The 19,347-nt window shown below is 33.6% G+C and carries 17 protein-coding genes and 1 pseudogene; 12 read left to right on the forward strand and 6 right to left on the reverse strand.

All coding sequences use genetic code 11. From position 1 onward, the window contains the following. The first annotated feature begins 167 nt into the window (after nucleotides 1-167). From ADG03_RS00815 to msr(D), 6 genes are all read left to right on the forward strand, one after another. A complete protein-coding gene (locus tag ADG03_RS00815; RefSeq protein WP_000949747.1) occupies nucleotides 168-908 on the forward strand; it encodes an ABC transporter permease in 741 nt (246 codons plus the stop codon). Between the two features lie 135 nt (nucleotides 909-1,043). Beyond that, complete coding sequence (locus tag ADG03_RS00820; protein WP_001244586.1) at nucleotides 1,044-1,781, forward strand: ABC transporter ATP-binding protein; 738 nt, start codon at nucleotides 1,044-1,046, stop codon at nucleotides 1,779-1,781. Between the two features lie 2 nt (nucleotides 1,782-1,783). Beyond that, entirely contained in the window at nucleotides 1,784-3,466 is a 1,683-nt protein-coding gene (locus ADG03_RS00825; protein WP_049473209.1) for an ABC transporter ATP-binding protein, read from the forward strand. A gap of 628 nt (nucleotides 3,467-4,094) precedes the next feature. Continuing rightward, on the forward strand, nucleotides 4,095-4,265 hold the full coding sequence (locus tag ADG03_RS00830) for a hypothetical protein (RefSeq protein ID WP_000873143.1): 171 nt from the start codon (nucleotides 4,095-4,097) through the stop codon (nucleotides 4,263-4,265). A 385-nt stretch (nucleotides 4,266-4,650) separates the two neighbouring features. After that, complete coding sequence (mef(A), locus tag ADG03_RS00835) at nucleotides 4,651-5,868, forward strand: macrolide efflux MFS transporter Mef(A) (protein ID WP_000417519.1); 1,218 nt, start codon at nucleotides 4,651-4,653, stop codon at nucleotides 5,866-5,868. 119 nt (nucleotides 5,869-5,987) lie between these two features. Continuing rightward, complete coding sequence (msr(D), locus tag ADG03_RS00840) at nucleotides 5,988-7,451, forward strand: ABC-F type ribosomal protection protein Msr(D) (protein WP_000420313.1); 1,464 nt, start codon at nucleotides 5,988-5,990, stop codon at nucleotides 7,449-7,451. 117 nt (nucleotides 7,452-7,568) lie between these two features. On the opposite strand, the gene ADG03_RS00845 is transcribed toward msr(D), so the two are convergent. The 4 genes from ADG03_RS00845 to ADG03_RS00860 are packed head-to-tail and all read right to left on the reverse strand — an operon-like array spanning nucleotide 7,569 to nucleotide 8,813. Beyond that, on the reverse strand, nucleotides 7,569-7,868 hold the full coding sequence (locus ADG03_RS00845) for a DUF5960 family protein (RefSeq protein WP_001072467.1): 300 nt from the start codon (nucleotides 7,866-7,868) through the stop codon (nucleotides 7,569-7,571). Next, nucleotides 7,855-8,223, reverse strand: a complete 369-nt coding sequence (locus tag ADG03_RS00850; protein WP_000567222.1) for a hypothetical protein — start codon at nucleotides 8,221-8,223, stop codon at nucleotides 7,855-7,857. The genes ADG03_RS00845 and ADG03_RS00850 overlap by 14 nt, the downstream gene beginning before the upstream one ends. A 12-nt stretch (nucleotides 8,224-8,235) precedes the next feature. Further along, a complete protein-coding gene (locus ADG03_RS00855; protein ID WP_000806926.1) occupies nucleotides 8,236-8,571 on the reverse strand; it encodes a DinB/UmuC family translesion DNA polymerase in 336 nt (111 codons plus the stop codon). Beyond that, nucleotides 8,568-8,813, reverse strand: a complete 246-nt coding sequence (locus tag ADG03_RS00860; protein ID WP_001813542.1) for a hypothetical protein — start codon at nucleotides 8,811-8,813, stop codon at nucleotides 8,568-8,570. The genes ADG03_RS00855 and ADG03_RS00860 overlap by 4 nt, the downstream gene beginning before the upstream one ends. Before the next feature lie 900 nt (nucleotides 8,814-9,713). Here ADG03_RS00860 and ADG03_RS00870 point away from each other — a divergent pair. From ADG03_RS00870 to xerS, 6 genes are all read left to right on the forward strand, one after another. Further along, nucleotides 9,714-10,982 (forward strand): site-specific integrase, encoded by a 1,269-nt coding sequence (locus tag ADG03_RS00870; protein ID WP_006151645.1) that lies wholly within the window; start codon nucleotides 9,714-9,716, stop codon nucleotides 10,980-10,982. A gap of 3 nt (nucleotides 10,983-10,985) precedes the next feature. Further along, nucleotides 10,986-12,836 carry a hypothetical protein gene (locus ADG03_RS00875; protein WP_025197155.1) on the forward strand — a complete coding sequence of 617 codons (1,851 nt, stop codon included), beginning with the start codon at nucleotides 10,986-10,988 and terminating at the stop codon, nucleotides 12,834-12,836. Then, a complete protein-coding gene (locus ADG03_RS00880) occupies nucleotides 12,833-14,503 on the forward strand; it encodes a hypothetical protein (protein WP_006151537.1) in 1,671 nt (556 codons plus the stop codon). The genes ADG03_RS00875 and ADG03_RS00880 overlap by 4 nt, the downstream gene beginning before the upstream one ends. Then, the gene (locus tag ADG03_RS00885; RefSeq protein WP_006151858.1) at nucleotides 14,496-15,209 is read left to right on the forward strand and encodes a hypothetical protein; all 714 of its coding nucleotides are present in this window, start codon (nucleotides 14,496-14,498) and stop codon (nucleotides 15,207-15,209) included. Before ADG03_RS00880 ends, ADG03_RS00885 begins: the two co-directional genes overlap by 8 nt. Nucleotides 15,210-15,217: 8 nt before the next feature. Further along, nucleotides 15,218-17,065: a zinc-ribbon domain-containing protein gene (locus ADG03_RS00890; protein ID WP_006152013.1), complete on the forward strand. Its 1,848-nt coding sequence runs from the start codon at nucleotides 15,218-15,220 to the stop codon at nucleotides 17,063-17,065. 275 nt (nucleotides 17,066-17,340) lie between these two features. Further along, nucleotides 17,341-18,411 carry a tyrosine recombinase XerS gene (gene xerS / locus ADG03_RS00895; RefSeq protein WP_049473208.1) on the forward strand — a complete coding sequence of 357 codons (1,071 nt, stop codon included), beginning with the start codon at nucleotides 17,341-17,343 and terminating at the stop codon, nucleotides 18,409-18,411. An 83-nt stretch (nucleotides 18,412-18,494) separates the two neighbouring features. On the opposite strand, the gene ADG03_RS00900 is transcribed toward xerS, so the two are convergent. Both ADG03_RS00900 and ADG03_RS12025 read right to left on the reverse strand, forming a co-directional pair. Beyond that, nucleotides 18,495-19,136, reverse strand: coding sequence for a hypothetical protein (locus tag ADG03_RS00900; RefSeq protein ID WP_023918155.1), 642 nt, complete (start codon nucleotides 19,134-19,136; stop codon nucleotides 18,495-18,497). Between the two features lie 115 nt (nucleotides 19,137-19,251). Next, nucleotides 19,252-19,347: pseudogene (locus ADG03_RS12025) on the reverse strand (C39 family peptidase); the annotation flags it as partial.

Consider the following 19,347-nt stretch of genomic DNA (forward strand, 5'->3'; position numbering starts at 1 on the left):
TGTTATTAAAAATCCACTATACATACCGTAGGTATGTTTATTTTTCAGTGTAGCCATACCGATAGTATGTATGGTGTAATTGTCTGAAAAATAAGCTAATTTTTAAATATTTGTTGAGATTAGTTTGAATAGTTTACTCTTTATTTACACTTTGGAGGAAAGAATCTATGTTATCGCTTATTAAAATTGAATTAAATAAAATTTCTAAACCTAAATTATTTTTAGCCTGGTTGTGTACTATTTTTATAGTGTTAGGCATTACAGCAATCATTATTATGGGTTTAGGTACTGACAATAAACTAGGAGAATTCGCTGGTCAGGATTCTAATGTTATTAGAGTTACTGGTAAATGGGAAGGCTGGGCAATTGTAGCTTCATTGTTTTCATCTTTATTTACAAAAGCAGCATTTTTGATTTTCGAATCTTATTTATTATCTACGATTATCATTGATGAATTTAAACGAAGAACAATTTTTCAGTTGTTTTCTTACCCTATTTCTAAAATAAAGTTACTATGGGGAAAAATTCTTTTAGTCATCCTAATATCATTTATTGCCCATTTTTCTGCACATTTAGTTATTCAAATATTCATTAGATTCATGGCTGTTGTAACTGAATCTAGTTGTATCCCTGTAGCTAATCAATTAATTAACTTAGCTGGAATTACGTTTGGAACAGTACTAATAGGGTTATTACCATTTGTTTTAGGTATGATTAAGCATTCAACAGCTATAACAATGCTTACAGGACTTGGTTTAGCAGCATTACTTTCGAATGCCAGTCCAGGAAGTTTATCTAATAATATTGCTGATAACTTATTCTTTTTGATATTTGCAAGTTTCATAAGTTTAATGATTACTTCATTTTCAATTTATAATATTTCAAGACAAGATATTAGTATCAAGTAGCATAGCTGAATTTAATTGAAGGAATGTGATAATTCCTTGATGATTTCTATAAAAAAAGAGGCTGTATAAGTTGGTATTTATGCTCCAGGAGAAAAATTCTTTCATTTAAAGCTGGATATAGAAAGAGAGATAGAAATGAGAAATATTGTTGAAATAAAAGAAGTTTTTAAAACAATTGATAAAGAAGAAATTTTAAGTGGTATCAACCTTCAAATTGCTGAAGGAGAAATCTATGGTTTTTTAGGACCGAACGGTGCTGGAAAAACAACGTTAATGAAATGTATGTTAACCTTATCAACAATTACATCAGGTAGTATTGAAATTTTTGGGAAAAATCTACAAGAACACAGAGAAGAAATCCTAAGTCAGATTGGAAGTATTATTGAATCACCAATTTTTTATGATAATTGCACTGCAAAAGAAATTTTGGAAATTCACGCTCAATATATGGGGAAAAATATTATTGAATCAGATATAAAAAAAGCCTTAAGAATGGTCGGCTTAAAAAATACGACTAAAAAAGTAAAAGATTTTTCGTTAGGAATGAGGCAAAGGCTTGGTTTAGCTCGTGCCTTTCTAACAAAACCTAAATTGTTAATTTTAGATGAGCCAATCAATGGTTTAGATCCAATAGGGATTCAAGAAATTCGAAATCTTTTGTTGTCGCTTTCTAAGGAGCATGGAATTACTATTCTAATATCGAGTCATATATTATCGGAAATTTCACAGATAGCAGATAAAATTGGCTTTATCAAAAATGGAGAAATTGTAGAACAGGTTTCTATGAAAGAGATTAGGAGAGAGAATATTGACTTAGAAGAATATTTTATGTCACATTTTCTAAATGAAATTAAGAATTATGAGGTAGATTAAGGATGAAACAATTGATAAAGAACCATCAGAAGGCTTTTTATGCTTTCATGATATTTAATATACTGGTCCCTTTAACTAATATTGCTTTTGCTTATTCTATTAAAGGTATTATTGATAGTGGCATGTCCCAAAATAAAGAAGCCTTAACTCAAGCGGTACTAGTAGGAGCTACTGTTATTTTCATCTATGCAGCACTCAACTTTATATCTCTTCGATTGAGAAATAAACTTGTTAGGCAAATCATGTCAAGATACAAAAACAAGGTGTTCCAATCTATTTTAGATAGGGATTATAGAGACTTTTCTAAAGAAAAATCAGGGAAATTTATTTCCGTATTAACCGAAAATATGAAGAAAATTGAGCAAGATTATCTATACCAGTATTTTAATATTTCAAAAAACCTTTCCTTAATGATTTTTTCACTTCTAACTATGTTTATAGGTAATTGGTTTTTGACCTTATTAGTTATCATTGCTAGCATCATTCCGATGATGATTTCAGGATTTATTGGACAAAAATCAGCCTCTTTACAAAATAGAGCTATGGTTGCCGATCAGAAGTATTTAGCTAAGGTTAAAGATATTTTAGCAGGATTTCTTGTTATTAAAAGTTTTAATGTGAAAGATGCTATCTGTGAGGATTATAGTCATGAAAGTGAAAAATTTGATGAAATAAATTTTATAAAAGGGAAATTTGATGTTTTAGCTAATGTTATTTCGCAGCTTTCAGGGATGATTGTTTTTTTGGTAGCCTTTGGTGGAGGAATGTATCTTGTTTTTAATGGCCATACCACAATTGGAAGTGTAACAGCTATTGTTCAACTGGTCAATTTTGTAGTAATGCCACTAAATGAAGTTGGCATGGGAGTGAGTAAATTCCGTGAAGGTCAGGCAACACTAGATGCATTTGAGGTAAAAGATGTAAGCGAACTTCAGACTGGTGAAACGAAAGAAAATTTCGATGATGTTATTTCTTTTTCAAATATAGACTTTTCTTACCCTAATACTGAAGAAAATATTTTTAACCATTTATCTTTAAAGATTCAAAAAGGGGAAAAAATTGCAATTGTAGGAATGTCAGGTAGTGGGAAATCAACTTTGCTCAATCTATTGCTGCGTTTTTACGATGTAACAAGTGGACATATTTCAATTGATAATCAGGATATACAAGCTATTTCAGCAGAGAGTCTTTATAACTTAATGACTATTGTTCAACAAGACGTTTATATCTTTGATGATACTTTAAGAGCAAATATTACTCTTAATCAATCCTTCACTGATGAGGAAATAAAGCAAGCTGTACAGCAGTCGGGTTTAGAAAGTTATGTTTTAGAAAATGAATCTGGTCTACAAACTTTATGTGGAGAGAATGGCTCAAATCTATCTGGCGGACAAAAACAAAGAGTTAGTATTGCGCGTGCCTTGATTCGAAAAACACCAATCTTATTATTGGATGAGGCTACTTCATCTTTGGATAATCAAGTAACTACTGAAATTGAAAGTTCAATCTTGGATATTCAAAATTTGACTGCACTTGTAGTAACCCACAAGTTGAATGAGAACATTTTGAAAAAATACGATAGAATTCTCTTTATGAAAGATGGCGTTATTGTTGAAGATGGTTCTTTCAGTGATTTGATGGATAGGAGAGGTGAGTTTTATAAGTTGTTTGAGTTGAGTGTGTAATTCTCTTTCATTTTATAGTATAATTTTATAAAACACTCTATCCTTTTCGTTCTATAATATATAAGCTTGCTAGCACCACATGTTGAGGCGGTAAGTTTGCTAGTCAAGGAGTAAAACGACGAAGATTAGCATTTACTTCCGCCCATGCGATAGCTGTCCGTGATTGACAAGTGCTAGCACGCAGACAGAACGGAGATAGCGAACCGCTGAGTGTGTCGCTCTGCTCGTAAAAGCTTAGAAACCTTTGAACGAAAGGGATAATGAAAGCCTTGATTGCAAGGCTTTTTGCTTTATGGTGGGTAAGTATCAGAGTGAGAAAATTTTTGGAATGAGTAGAAGTGATAGCTAGAAATTATCAGTTTCTATTTCCATTTACCCTGTGGGTACGTGTTTGTTTCCATTGACAAGGAGTTTGTGGGAATAGAAATGTACCCACCTTGTTTGAATCAAGTGAAGTGTAGTTGAAGGAAATCTGTTGAAAGCAATACTTCATTTTACCGAATAAGTAATAATTTAGGCAACTTCAAATCGATTAAAAAAAACTATTTTAAAGGTTAAGAGTAGACAAAAATTGTCCACTCTTTTTTGCAAACTCAATTTATCAATAAATGAAATGAGGGAATGTAAAATGAAATATTTTGAGGTTGAGTTAGAAAATCCTGATGAATTTTTAAAACTACAAACAGAAGATTTTGTGAAAGCTAATCGCTTGCTACTAAGGAAGATAATCCAGAGCGTTACAGTCTATGAAGAAAACTTCGTCATATCCTTTAAATCTGGCATCGAATTGGAAGTATGAGTCTCATTCCATAACTTTTATATTGAACATATCATCTTGTTGTGTTATACTATAAATTGATATAAACAAAGATGTAGGAGGAACCGAAACTATGACAGCCTCAATGCGTTTAAGATAAGCTGGCAATAAAAAAAGCAGAATCTATACCCGATGATAGGCTTTTTTGTTGTGCTTATTTATACGATATTGAGCATTCATTAGTTACGGTGAGGATATTGGTTATTTAACTATACCTTTATTTAACTATGTCTTTAATATGAATGTTTCCAAATTGTATGTATGCAGACCAAAAGCCACATTGTGGGGTTTGGCCTGCATTTTTTATTGCCTAGAATGCTATTCAAAATAGAAATTCAAGCAAAATAATATGCAGGAGATAATATAAATGGAAAAATACAACAATTGGAAACGAAAATTTTATGCAATATGGGCAGGGCAAGCAGTATCATTAATCACTAGTGCCATCCTGCAAATGGCGATTATTTTTTACCTTACAGAAAAAACAGGATCTGCGATGGTCTTGTCTATGGCTTCATTAGTAGGTTTTTTACCCTATGCGATTTTGGGACCTGCCATTGGTGTGCTAGTGGATCGTCATGATAGGAAGAAGATAATGATTGGTGCCGATTTAATTATCGCAGCAGCTGGTGCAGTGCTTGCTATTGTTGCATTCTGTATGGAGCTACCTGTCTGGATGATTATGATAGTATTGTTTATCCGTAGCATTGGAACAGCTTTTCATACCCCAGCACTCAATGCGGTTACACCACTTTTAGTACCAGAAGAACAGCTAACGAAATGCGCAGGCTATAGTCAGTCTTTGCAGTCTATAAGCTATATTGTTAGTCCGGCAGTTGCAGCACTCTTATACTCCGTTTGGGATTTAAATGCTATTATTGCCATCGACGTATTGGGTGCTGTGATTGCATCTATTACGGTAGCAATTGTACGTATACCTAAGCTGGGTAATCAAGTGCAAAGTTTAGAACCAAATTTCATAAGGGAGATGAAAGAAGGAGTTGTGGTTCTGAGACAAAACAAAGGATTGTTTGCCTTATTACTCTTAGGAACACTATATACTTTTGTTTATATGCCAATCAATGCACTATTTCCTTTAATAAGCATGGAACACTTTAATGGAACGCCTGTGCATATTTCTATTACGGAAATTTCCTTTGCATTTGGGATGCTAGCAGGAGGCTTATTATTAGGAAGATTAGGGGGCTTCGAAAAGCATGTATTACTAATAACAAGTTCATTTTTTATAATGGGGACCAGTTTAGCCGTTTCGGGAATACTTCCTCCAAATGGATTTGTAATATTCGTAGTTTGCTGTGCAATAATGGGGCTTTCGGTGCCATTTTATAGCGGTGTGCAAACAGCTCTTTTTCAGGAGAAAATTAAGCCTGAATATTTAGGACGTGTATTTTCTTTGATCGGAAGTATCATGTCACTTGCTATGCCAATTGGGTTAATTCTTTCTGGATTCTTTGCTGATAAAATCGGTGTAAATCATTGGTTTTTACTATCAGGTATTTTAATTATTGGCATTGCTATAGTTTGCCAAATGATAACTGAGGTTAGAAAATTAGATTTAAAATAAACAATATTGGAGGAATATTTATGTATCTTATTTTCATGTAACTCTTCCTGCTAAAATCGCAGGGTTTTCCCTGCATACAAGCAAATGAAAGCATGCGATTATAGACAGGAGGAAATGTTATGGAATTAATATTAAAAGCAAAAGACATTCGTGTGGAATTCAAAGGACGCGATGTTTTAGATATAAATGAATTAGAAGTATATGATTATGACCGTATTGGTTTAGTAGGAGCAAATGGTGCTGGAAAAAGCACTTTACTCAGGGTACTTTTAGGAGAATTAACTCCCCCAGGATGTAAAATGAATCGTCTGGGTGAACTTGCCTATATTCCCCAGTTGGACGAAGTAACTCTGCAGGAGGAAAAAGATTTTGCACTTGTAGGCAAGCTAGGTGTTGAGCAATTAAATATACAGACTATGAGCGGTGGTGAAGAAACAAGGCTTAAAATAGCACAGGCCTTATCGGCACAGGTTCATGGTATTTTAGCGGATGAACCTACGAGCCATTTAGACCGTGAAGGAATTGATTTTCTAATAGGACAGCTAAAATATTTTACAGGTGCACTGTTAGTTATTAGCCATGACCGCTATTTTCTTGATGAAATAGTAGATAAAATATGGGAACTGAAAGATGGCAAAATCACTGAGTATTGGGGAAACTATTCTGATTATCTTCGTCAGAAAGAGGAAGAACGTAAGAGCCAAGCTGCAGAATACGAACAATTTATTGCGGAACGTGCCCGATTGGAAAGGGCTGCGGAGGAAAAGCGAAAACAGGCTCGTAAAATAGAACAGAAGGCAAAAGGTTCTTCAAAGAAAAAAAGTACTGAAGACGGAGGGCGTTTAGCTCATCAAAAATCAATAGGAAGTAAGGAAAAAAAGATGTATAATGCTGCTAAAACCCTAGAGCACAGGATTGCGGCCTTAGGAAAAGTAGAAGCTCCGGAAGGCATTCGCAGAATTCGTTTCAGGCAAAGTAAAGCATTGGAGCTCCATAATCCATACCCTATAGTCGGTGCAGAAATTAATAAAGTATTTGGGGATAAGGCTCTGTTTGAAAATGCATCTTTTCAAATTCCGTTAGGAGCAAAAGTGGCGTTAACTGGTGGTAATGGAATCGGAAAAACAACTTTAATCCAAATGATCTTAAACCATGAAGAAGGAATTTCTATTTCGCCTAAGGCAAAAATAGGTTACTTTGCACAGAATGGTTACAAGTACAACAGTAATCAGAATGTTATGGAGTTTATGCAGAAGGATTGTGACTACAATATATCAGAAATTCGTTCAGTGCTAGCATCTATGGGGTTCAAACAGAACGATATTGGAAAAAGTTTATCTGTTTTAAGCGGTGGAGAAATTATAAAATTGTTGCTTGCTAAAATGCTCATGGGTAGATATAACATCCTAATAATGGATGAACCCAGTAACTTCCTTGACATACCAAGTTTAGAGGCTTTGGAAATACTAATGAAGGAGTACACCGGAACTATCGTGTTTATCACCCACGATAAACGATTACTCGAAAATGTAGCAGATGTAGTTTATGAAATTAGAGATAAGAAAATAAATCTGAAACATTAAATTTAAGGTAGTCGCTGGTCAGTATAGTCTGTTCTGGTTGGCGACTCCATTGTTAAAGAGTATAAAGACTTTAGATTTTATGAATATTAAAAATAGGAACAGTCAATTGAACTGCTCCTATTTTTCTGCTAAATATATTGTAGTTTTCTTATATGTATAATGATAGATTAGCGGATTCTCATCTACGGTACTTACTTCAAATATGAAGAAGTGATCGCGGTTATCTCTGGACTTTTCCTTATTGAGGACAAAGTAATTCTTACGTGAAGTCGCCATTGTTTTTAGGATATCATCAGTTAGAAAGGTCAATGGAATATTCATGTTAGAGTAGCGGTAGAAGTCACGTTCAAAATCTTGGTAGCTCTCGCTATAATAGTCCATTTGTAGGTGATTACGCTGAAACTCAAGCTGATTCATAGAGCACCTCCTCGACAAGTTCAATACTAATAATGTCTTTTAATTTCAAATTGATGTGACCTGTTGTAGTTTTTATCAAAATGAAATCTTTGGTCAGACTTGGTATTGTTCCAGTGTAGGAAACACGCTTGTTTTTTTCAATCACTTGAATGCGTGTGCGTAGCTGCCCGGCGTATACTTGACTGAGGAGTAATAATTTCTTCTCTAGTGATAAGTCAGACATGTACGTTACTTTGTTTGTATCATCAGAGAGTGCTGATGCATGTTCAGATAGGAAAAAGCCCATCCATTTTTGCATCTTTGTATCCTGGTACTCTCTTGCTGATTGAAATGGTAAATATGAACGGTCAATCATATCAAATCCTTTCTATGCAGAGGCAAGGGTATTTTTATCAAATTGAATCGTAAAACCTTGAATTCCCCCACCTGTGTAACATTCTTTAAAGCGATTGATTACCTCAGTATAGATTATCACAGATGAGCTTGTTGGCTTAATGCTAAATGTAAATTCCAATGGTAATCGGTTTTCAGATTTAGCATGTACTAGTCGTATCGATATTTCAGTTGTTTTGAGTTTTCTCTGACGAAGTTTTGAAGTTGCTGTTTCAACGATTCCATGTAAAAATCTTTCAAGCATTTCAATATCATTACATCCTTTGCTACGGATTTCTGAAAATTGTACTGTATTTTTTTCTTGTTTCATTTTAATCCCTCCAATCCACCCGCGGAATGACCACCGATAAGTTTACTGCGTTCAATATTTCTGGAACCTTCAGTTAGGACGGTTCCTTTTTGTATGGCTAAAAAACCAAACTGTTCTCTGACAACATCAATAGCTGTCTGAAGTCTATTATCTTTTTCAATTTGTTCTACATCATCAAAGAGTGATAGTAGAGTATAGCTTTCATCTACGAAGCCACTATAAGATACACCAATTTGTCTCACTGCACCAGAGGTGTATTTTTTCGGAATAATACAAGTACATGACTCACCATTGTTTTGGGGAGATTTGCGGGTTCAATTTTATTCTGAGCATTTATAGATTTTTTCATCTCAGTCCTAGAATAGCCAATATGAATAGAAACGACAGTAGTCAATACTAGGGCTACTGTTCCGTTCCACAGTATCATTTAAAAATCATTTTCACACCCTTTCGTCTATTAGTATAGAAGAAAGCTCTCAGCACATGAGGAGAAATCATGAGGGATATTCTCAGTTGAATAAGTAAGAGTATAATCTACATCTCCAAAGTAGGAGTGGCCAGTTCCAGCAGAAAGACCTTCATAGGTTTTATAACTGAATAGATCGACTACTTTGTTGTCGAATTTTTCCTGTTCTTCAAGTAATCCTGAGGAATAGACGACAACTTTAAAATCAAATAAGCTAAAAACGCTCTAAAATCATTAAATTGATATAAAAATGTTTTTTATTGTCAAAATATACAATTAAAAAAATTTCCAGTTTTTTTAAAATCACTATCTCAGATGACAATTTAATCAAAATATGATATAATACAGAAAAAGTAAAAATAACAAAAGTAACTTACAAAAGTAAAAGAAAAAAAGTAAATAGATAGCCACGGCGGATATTCCTTTCATTGTTTAGAAGGAGTTGCTGTGGTTATCGTTGTTGCTGAGCTAATTAATTGCTCTTATTACTTAGATGAAGTTACTTTTGTTATTGAATTAATTCAAATAATAATAACGATCAATGAAAGTACTCATCGATATTCCCTTTATGCAGTTTAGAGCACAAAGGAAAATGGTACTGATTTGATCGTTTTTTTGTGTATTGACATCCTAAAACCCAGTCAGAACCTTCAGTCATATTAAACAAGGAGATAACATGAGATTTGTTGTATATAAACATTCACTAGTTTTAGGTGATAACAACATCGTGACAAAGCAATTTATCGTTCTGAAGCACGATGACGGCAACTTACAATTTACTGATTTTCATCGTTATGTTAAATCTACTTCAAGAATCAAGTCTATTTCAGATGATGGGAATAAACGCTTTTCTTACGTTGTTAAGTTTCTAAATTTTATATTTGGTACTTCTGGACTTAAAAGTATAGATCAACTTACACTTGAAATGGTTAGAGAATTTTTTACGCTTTATGGATTATCTCAGTTACCAGGAGATAGAGAAAAAAGAAAGAAAAGCACCGTTGAAAAATGCGTAAATGCAGTTCTTGACTTCTTAACTCTTTATTTAAGTGAGCGAGAGGGAAAGGCTAAGTTAAAAGCAGAAGAATTGTATTCTACGACAACTTTTACGAATAGTAGAGGACGGGTTATAAAGCGTAAAGAACCAAATTTTGAAATATACGTAAATGATAGCAACACTGAGAAAGCTATTTTTCGTGATATGCCAAATAGTGCTTTTGAGATGTTATTTTCTCACATAGCACACTATCATAAAGATCTACTCATGGTTGTGGCCTTGGGAGCCTTTGTTGGCTTAAGACCATCAGAAGCATGCAATGTAAGACGTGAAGATAGTCCTCTAGGGCCAGGTATTTTGTTTCACCAAAGTGATGGGCAAGTATTTAAGATTGAGATCGATCTACGAAAAGAAATACCTCTCCGAAGCGATTTAAAGCCAACTGGACGGATTAAAAAGGAAAGACTTCAAGCAGTACCTTATATCTTTCTGGAGGTCTTTTTAGACACTTATAATGACTATATGACTTATCTGGAAGGTAAGAAGTATGAGAAGGATTATGGACCTTTAAATCTTAATAGACGAGGAAAAGCATTATCATACGATGTATACTATCAACGATTTCGTAAGATTATTCGCGACGAAATGATCCCAATCTTCTTAAAATCTGATGATGCAGAGGTTGTCTTTTTTGGGCAGCTTTTGCAGGAGCATAATATTTCCCCACATATTTTCAGACACTGGTACACGACACAGTTAGTATTATCTGGGGTTTCTGAAATAAGTGAGCTTATGTCAGCAAGAGGTGATAAATCGCCTGAGAGTGCTTGGGTTTATCTACAAAACAAAGGAGAAATCGCAAAACAATATGGTCAAGTTAATAATGGTGTTTTTGACTATATGAATTGGCGAGCAAATGAACTTTTTGGTGATAAGTTAGAAAGGTAATGTATGACTTATTCAATTAAATCTTTGATCGAAAATCTGTTAAGTGAACTCGGAAAAAACGATATACAGTATAAAGGCAAAATTAGTAAGTTTTTAGTTGATAACAATTGGTTTAATATTGAGATTGATTTGGATAACTATTCTATCTCAGATAAAGATGCTCAATTATTAATAGAAAAAATAACCAATTATCTTCTTGGACCAACTGGTTTAGCAGGAATTCAGCCTATATTTAAACAAAAATTCCCATTAACTTACAAATATTTTCAGCAATACTCAGAAGATAGCAACTTATCTAAGGAAAACATGTTTTATGTTCAAGATTTTCTTGCTTTTTATCTTAAAAGAGATTTATTTCTCTGTAATGATAATGAGATTGAATTGTTGGTTGAAGAAGCAGTATATGCACTTGAAAAGCAAAAAGGCGAAGTTTTTATTGATTTTTTAAAGTGGTTAATGAATAAAATGAGATGTAACTATCACAAAAGATATGAATTTACACCTCGATACACATTAGAACAGGAGACTAACGCTTATGAGTTAGACGAATATTTAGAATTACTGTATTTTCTTTTTAATGACAATTACATTAGAAAAGAAGATATGCTTTATAAAGCAGCAATCTCAAAAGACTACGCAGATACCTGGCTATTTCTAGCACTTCATTTTATATGTGCGCTACGTGGAACAGATTTAGAACAACTTGGACATCCACAACTTCCTAGAACACCGAAAGAAGTTCTAAAATCAGTTAGAAGTGGTAATTGGAGTAGCAGTGAGGCAAGAAGAACTCTTTTAAGTATTACAACTCGTTTAACTTATTTAAATATTACTCCAAACAAAACAAAGCGAACTAAAAATATTAGTCAGATTAAATTTCAGGTCCCTGAGAGTTGTCAGGTATTGATTGGAACGTTGTTGGCTATCTGTGAAGCTCATTATCAGTTGAATAAAGATAATAATGATGAACCTTTAATTCGACAAATAAAAGAATATAAACGAATTAATCGATATATGGGGAAAGAAATTGGAGACTTATTTCTTGAAAGGAATTTTAGTTCTAGATCTGCAAATAAATCCTATCTTCAAACTGTTGCCATGTTAGCAGATGATGTTTTGCAAGAAAAATCTGAGTTAAATATTAAAGGCTATTTTTTAGCCGCATTAGCCCGTAGCCATAAAGGTTCATTCGATGAATTTGCACAAACTACAACAACGTACCTAAAAGATGCCCAACTAAGCCAGCTTAAACCAGAAATGGTTGCGAGAGAACTATTTGAACGAGGTGTTTTATCTATGATTCCATCAATGATCCTGACGATTGTAACTAGAGGAAAGTATAAAGAATTAAGTCCTAGTCAACAGACTCAGATGATTAAACAGTTAGATTTGACACCAAATGAGATTGAAAAAACATTGGCTTTAAGCATTCAGGCAGAAGTGAAATCGCAAAAGGCATTAAAGATTTTGGTAGAAGAAGAAGCAGAGCCTAATCAACTTCTTACTATTTGTCATCGTATAGGAAACGGTGAAGCCTTCTCAAAACAAGGTGAAAGCATGTGTCTTTTATCTGCGCTTGGAAAGATTTGTCCATATGACGATAGGCAACATTGCATCGGTTGTCATTATGAATTACAAACGAAATCTACTTTATTGTTATTAGTAGGAGAATTCAATCGTTTGAACAAACAATACTCTAGAGTTCGAACTGATTTAGAAAAAGGTAAAATTCGGAGTATTTTAGAAGAACAAATAAAACCTTGTTTAACTGAAATGTTGCAAGCTTTATGCGAGCAATATGGAGATGACGTGTTACATGATTACGAAGAAATAATAAAGGAGTTAATAAATTGAACAATCAAGCTAAACTTTTTAAAATTGAAAATTATTTTGAAACTTTTGACCGTGATTGTGTTCTGCGAGCAAAAGAAGTTTTCGATGACTATTTTGATAAAGGAATTATTCTAAGTTACGATTTTGATCATAAGAAATGGGAAACTACAAATGAATATGCCAATATTAGCCTGTTTTTTAACATTTCTGAATTTCAATATAGGAGATTTTATCAATCATTTTTTCAGTTGTCTTATAAGGAATTTATCAATTACTTAAAAAGTTTTATTGTTTTCTCAATGAAACAACATGTTTTAAAAACTTTACAGCTATTTCTAATGGATATTAAACAAATTATTAAAAATACAACCAAAGATACGTTTTTAGATTTAGAAAATATTTCTGTAAAATTTCCTGGTTTATGTATTGACTTTTTCTCAAATCTTCCCTGTTCAGATGATAGTCAACTAAATCAACTATTGGAGCAATTAGATAATAAATTAACTATCAACCTTCAAAAAAAGCAGAGGTCAAAACAGCAAAGACAATTAGCGCAATTTCAATCCTATTTTACTTTTAATGACATTTTAAATGATTATTGGTCTCAAACATTATCTAAGAAAGAACGTCTATTTTATTATCCATTGTATCTCTGGTGGCAGATTACAGCAATTTTACCTTTAAGGCCAAGAGAATTTCTTTTAATACAAAGAAACTGTTTAACCGAGAAAGATGGAAAATATTTTCTTACATTAAGGAGAAATATAATCAAAGGAAGGGATCGACTTGTTGCACATAAAATTTCTGAAGATTATACTTTGAATACTTATGAAATTACTAATTCATTAGCTTCTGAAATAAAGACTTACCTCAAACTTACGGAAAATAATAATTCTACTAAATTAGATACATTATTTGTGACTGATCCTCATTATAACCGTTGGGGTCGTCGAACAGGTGTTAATAACCGATTTTTAACTTACACTAATCTCAATACTATTTTGAGGTATTTTTTTAATGAGATTATTTCTCAAAAATACGGTTATCAAGTTAATTATTTTAGTTTTCCAGCTAGATTAGATGAAAACGAGATTAATTTGATTCATATTGGGGATACGAGACACATTGCAATGATCAATTTAATTGCAGAAGGGGCTAGTCCTGTTACAGCTATGCTTTTAGCTGGTCATGAAGATGTGACAACTTCATCTCACTATTTTTCAAATTTAAGCCAATTTATTGAATGTCGTAGTTATCAAATGTATCGTAAACTAACGAGTAAGAATACGAATTACACCATAAGTAAGAGACAGCCATTTTATACAGCACAAGGACAATACATCACTTTAGAAAATAAAGGACGGTGTTACTCACCCCGCTTTGCGAAAGGTGATTATTCAGATTGTCTGAAAGTTATTAGTGAGCATGCAGAACTAGGTGCTTGTACGAGCTGCCCTTTTTACCGTAAAGCAGGTAAAGATTATTTTTCAATGGATAAAACATTTAAAAAGTCAGTTGATGAAAAAGCTATGGTTGTAGATGAAGCGATTAGAAAAGTTAGGCAAGGGAAAGGTCATATTGAAGATATTGGAGAAGCTTTGTTGAAATTAAAAACAGTTAGCAATACCTATCAAGATTACTTAAATGCTAAACAACTATCTTTAGAGGAGAATAAGTCTAATGGCTAGAAAGAAATCAATTTCTGATGATGAATTGATTCATTTGTTTGAACAGTATTTAATTTCCCAGTGTTCCTGTGATTTAAGCTTGGTAAAAATCCCTCGGTTTGGTGACTATGTTAGGAATAATGGCTATCAAAATGTTGCGGATACAACCATTAGACGTAATAAAAGATTCAGGGATTTTTTAAAAGAAAGTGAAATTAAATACCAAGATGAAAATTATGAAGCTGTAATTACTTATAAGACCATAGATCCTGACAATTTTATGGCAAAAAATCGTGCTCCAGGTGCTATGAAAAGAGCATTGGTGGAAATTAGCCAATACTACAAGAAAATAGCAAACATTGCGGCCAGCTATAAACAAGAAGCAGATAAGTTACGTAGTTTAAATTCTGAACTACAGTCAACTAATGAAGATTTAAAACAGAAGCTACAAAGAGAAAATGAGTTAAGTGATGAGAATCAAAAACTATTACAAATAATCAAAACAAGTGTCTATCCAGAAATTGCGAATGAGCTTTTAAAAGAAGAAGGATTGTTAAAATATTCTCAAAAGGTTATCAGTGAGGATTTCCTAGCAGACAATATCATCACCGCTGATTCAGAAATAGATTTTCATTCTGGTGGTCTTATTGAACAAGAAAATCCTCAAAAATCAACTAAAGTGGTTTCTATTAAAAACTTACTAGACAGCAAAACTAATTATAAATGAGGAAAGAAATGAACAAGAAAGTTAAAGATAATCCAGCTATTTACATGTACTGGGATCAAAAACGAAATGTTCTTGACCCCAAAAAATTATCGTCAAATAGTTTAAAATATGCCTATTGGTCTTGCCCTTATTGTCAACACCATTGGGAAGCGAAAATCATTGATGTGCAGCTTGACAGTTATGAATATCTTAGGTGTTGCCCCCATTGTGGATTAGGTGAACGTTCCATTGATGAAAATGAGAGCGTCCTTCAGGTTTATCCCGATTTCAGAAATTATATAAACTACAGCATTGAGCGAGATGAAGAATTAGATGAGAAACTTCTTACCTTGCCGTTCAATAGTAAAAGAAAATTCAATTTTAAATGTCCGACGTGTCAATTAAGTTGGAAAGATTCTGCGACAAATAAGAGGTTATTTCAACTAACAAGTGGGGATTTATTTCATTTTGGCTGCAATGAAACTTCCTATCATTGCGATTACAAATCAATTTATCCAAATTTAGCTAAAATCTATAGCGAACATTTAAACAAATTTAAATTTAACGAACTGAAGCTGAGTTACAATATAACAGTACCTATCCATTGGGAATGTGATAAGTGTCATTGCAAATTTGAATTATCTATTGATAGATTATTGAACCGAATTAAAAGAAGTGGTCATTACTGTTTGGAGTGTCATTCTTCATTTGAAGAGTTATTGGATAAAGATTTTGATGTTTCTCCTCTATCTTTTTTAAATTCTTCCATGCTCAAGGAGTGGTCTAAAAGGAACAATAATACACCTAATCAAGTTGATGTATTATCTAATGTTCATGTGTTATGGGAATGTACGAATTGTCACGGAGAGTATTCATGCTCACTATTTGAAAAAACAGATAGGTCTTGTCCATTTTGTTCAAATAGAGAAAAACTTCAGGATTTTAATACACTAAATGAAACACATCCCTATTTGAGGGAATTTTGGGACCTCAGTAATGAAAGGGATTTTTCCGAATATTGGTTTAAGTCAAATAATGTAGTTAGTTGGGTTTGTCCTTGTTGTAAAATCAACTTTCAATGTAGCCCAGCCGAAATGATCAGTCGAACCGATTTAGAAAATCAAAACTTTCAAACATGTCCCAATCAATGTGACTGGAGGACTGAGGTATTTAAAAATAATATTTTCCTTAAAGAACCAAAACTCATCAAAGAATGGAGCGATAAAAATAAAATTCCTATTCATTTATCTCAGACAACAATAGAAACGAAAAAATATTGGTGGGATTGTTCAAAGTGTCATGGGACATATTTATGTTCTATCCCAATTCGAAGAGAAGTTTCTCAGTGTTGTCCTTTCTGTAACAACGATAAGCCTCTGAATGGGTATAATACATTTGATTATTTGTACCCTGAACTAGCAAAATTGTGGGCACCAAATAATAAAGTCTCAATAGATAGTTTTGTTCCATTATTAACTGAAAAAAGGTTTTATTTATGGCGCTGCAAAGAATGTAACTTCGAATTTCATGAGCGCTTCAGCATTATATTAAATAAGTATTTAAATTCCGAGACAAAAGATCTTAAAGAAATGTGTCCATTTTGTGCAGAATTAAAAGAAAGACAAGATAATATCTCATTTGAAGATTTGATGAACGAGTGGGACTATCTTAACAATCTTATTCTAGGGGATCCAGAAAGAATCCCAAATAATACGCAATTAAGATTTTGGTGGATTTGTAAGAATAATCCAGAGCATCGTTATAGAATGGCTATTGTAGATAAGATTGCAAATGTAAAACGATCTATCGAGCCATGCATATTTTGTAAAGGGCGTAGACGAAAAAGAGAACATTTTGTTCCTTATAGGAAAATTTAAAAAACAGGTTCAAATTTGAACTTGTTTTTTATCATAGATTTTTATAAAGTACATTATTTTAAAAGATTGTATTTTTAGTTTTCAAGTAGATAGTGTACAGAATTTTAGTATGCGAAAGATTTAGTTTTCACGGGAATAAAGTACATTATTTCGAGAAAAATTTTTTCCAGTTAAAATTCTTAACCCCTATAACATCTTTCCGAAAAACTATAATTTTCTTGAAAAATATGTCTAGCTATGCTATACTACTAGTATAGAAAGATTTGGAGAAAAACATGAAACGCGAGATCTTATTAGAACGGATTGATAAACTCAAACAAGTCATGCCCTGGTACGTATTGGAATATTACCAATCGAAACTGGCCGTTCCCTACAGTTTTACGACCTTGTACGAATACTTAAAGGAATACGATCGATTTTTCACCTGGGTTTTGGAATCTGGTATATCAGATGCTGATACCATGGCTGAGATCCCTTTAGACGTTCTGGAGTACATGACAAAGAAAGACATGGAATCCTTTATTCTTTACTTACGTGAACGTCCTCTGCTCAATGCCAATACAACAAAAAACGGGGTTTCTCAAACAACCATTAACCGTACCCTTTCTGCACTATCTAGTCTCTATAAGTATTTGACCGAGGAAGTTGAAAACGAGCAAGGCGAACCGTATTTCTACCGCAACGTTATGAAGAAGGTTGCTACCAAGAAAAAGAAAGAAACCTTGGCTGCTCGAGCTGAAAATATCAAACAAAAACTCTTTTTAGGGGATGAAACAGAAGGTTTCCTTAACTATATCGACCAGGAGTACCCTCAAACACTCTCAAATCGCGCCTTATCTTCCTTTAATAAGAATAAAGAGCGAGATTTAGCCATTATAGCACTCCTTCTTGCCTCTGGTGTCCGTCTCTCTGAAGCCGTTAACCTAGACCTTCGTGACCTCAATCTTAAGATGATGGTGATTGACGTCACTCGAAAAGGTGGAAAACGAGACTCAGTCAATGTTGCTGCCTTTGCGAAGCCTTATCTGGAGCAATATCTTGCTATCCGAGACAAACGGTACAAGACAGAAAAGACTGATACAGCTCTATTCTTAACCTTGTATCGAGGTGTTCCAAACCGGATTGATGCTTCTAGTGTTGAAAAGATGGTGGCCAAGTATTCTGAAGACTTCAAAGTTCGCGTGACACCCCATAAGCTTCGCCATACATTAGCAACGCGTCTCTATGATGCAACCAAATCACAGGTTTTGGTCAGCCACCAGCTGGGACATGCTAGCACCCAAGTTACTGACTTGTATACGCACATTGTTAATGATGAGCAGAAAAATGCCTTGGATAGTTTATAAAATTACATAACGTAAATTATGTAATATATTAGTTTTAAAAAGAGCGATAGATTTTTTGAATGTCTACCGCTCTTTTATACTTTCTATAAAAATTCGATCCAATAATTACGGTGTGGCTCAATAATGACTGGTTTTCCCCAGAATGATTTTAGATAGGCCAAGTTTGCAGGGGTGACAGGTCTTTTTTCACCATTGAACTTCTCTGCACTCTCTTTCGTTAGAAAGCATTTAACAGCTTCATATGGTGTACCATCGCTCGCTATTCGATCAATTCCTAAATAAGCAATTTCATCACCGGCCTTCGGAAAATCTGTAAATAGTTTACCAATAAAATAAACCGTCTTATCTTTCATTAATTCATAAGCTTTACTATTTTCCAATCTATTATTCGCTGCAGCGTACATAATACAAAAGCTATCCACGATATCTTTCAAAGGCATTAATTCTTCTTTGCTAACGATTATTTCCTCAGGAGCAAGACCACCAATGATTAAGTTTTTATAATAAGGTTGCTGGATGATGTTATCTAAAGCCATTCCTAATGGTAGTTGGACAGCTTGATAACCTAATGGTTCTAACTCCTGCTTTTTCTGGTCAAGGTGTTCTTGTGTAATACTGACATTTAAATCGTAAGGACTGGAAGGTTGTTGTTTGCTAAAAAAAGCCACTACTATACGATCTAACTGTTCAAATAGACCAAGATTTTCAACTGGAATTTTCATCATCGAATATGATCCCCTTTTTTGTTCAGATTTCCTCTATATTGTACACTCATGATATTTAATTATCAAGAAAAGAGACTATGTCATAAACGAACTTTCGTTTTATTACGATATCACCTCACCAAGCATAATTTTTCTCACCACAGGTAGCCATTGCTGCTAACAACTCCTCTGGTGTCAGTTTCTTCAAGCCTCCATAGGTTGGATCCTGTAC

It is taken from the genome of Streptococcus parasanguinis, assembly GCF_001069785.1.
GTDB lineage: Bacteria > Bacillota > Bacilli > Lactobacillales > Streptococcaceae > Streptococcus > Streptococcus parasanguinis_T.